The following is an 866-nucleotide window of genomic DNA, read 5'->3' as shown; positions in this document are numbered from 1 at the left end:
ACACCAAGAAGCGCCCGCCGGCCACCGAACTCAAGAAGCCGAGGCGCAATCAACTGACTGCCCTCGGGGTGACCGAGGTCGACTACAAGGACGTCCACCTGCTGCGCACCTTCATCAGTGAGCGGGGCAAGATCCGGTCCCGGCGCATCACCGGGCTCACCCCGCAGCAGCAGCGTCAAGTCGCCACGGCGATCAAGAACGCCAGGGAGATGGCGCTGCTGCCGGTGGTCGGCCCCGCTTGACCTAACATCGACGGCGATAGGGCGACTGCGGATCGTGGAAGCCGGTGAGAATCCGGCGCGGTCCCGCCACTGTATAGCCAGATACACACCGCAGTCGCCACCTCACGTACTGGGGCGGATCTCCCCGGAGAGGACGGGTACGCCCATGGCCGCTCGTTGGCTGATCGCCGGACTGACGTCGGCGTTACTGGTGTCGGGGTGCGCCTCGACCGCGGCACCCGGCGCCGCAGGCGACGCCCCACCGGGATTCCCGGTCACCGTGGACAATTGCGGCGTCAGCACCACCTATGACCGGCCGCCGGCCCGCGCCGTCGCGCTCAACCAACACGCGATCGAGACGCTGCTGGCGCTGGGCCTGGAGAACTCCATGGTCGGCACGTCCTATCTCGACGACCGGATCCTGCCCGAATACCAGGCCGCCTACGACACCGTTCCGGTGCTGGCTAAGGAGTACCCGTCCTACGAGTCGCTGCTGGCCGTCGAACCCGATTTCGTCTACGGCGGCTGGGACAGCGCGTTCGACGAGAAAGAGGGCCGCGGCAGGCAACGGCTGACCGACGCCGGTGTTCACACCTACCTCAACATCGAGGATTGCCGGTCCGAGCCCGTCGCGGTGTCCACCGT

General features: G+C 67.2%; 1 protein-coding gene, 1 pseudogene and 1 riboswitch. The gene and the pseudogene both read left to right on the top strand.

Features of this window, described 5'->3' with window-relative positions:
- The first annotated feature begins 53 nt into the window (after positions 1 to 53).
- Positions 54 to 242 (top strand): 30S ribosomal protein S18, encoded by a 189-nt coding sequence (gene rpsR / locus RNC47_RS35990; RefSeq protein ID WP_311605052.1) that lies wholly within the window; start codon positions 54 to 56, stop codon positions 240 to 242.
- A riboswitch (cobalamin riboswitch) is annotated at positions 243 to 346 on the top strand. It begins immediately after the preceding gene.
- Positions 347 to 387: 41 nt separating this feature from the next.
- Positions 388 to 866 (top strand): annotated as a pseudogene (locus RNC47_RS35985) (ABC transporter substrate-binding protein); the annotation flags it as partial.

This window comes from Streptomyces millisiae, from assembly GCF_031845425.1.
Classification (GTDB): domain Bacteria; phylum Actinomycetota; class Actinomycetes; order Streptomycetales; family Streptomycetaceae; genus Streptomyces; species Streptomyces millisiae.
The sequence above is the reverse complement of the archived record's forward strand: the minus strand, read 5'-3'. Positions and strand labels throughout refer to the sequence as shown.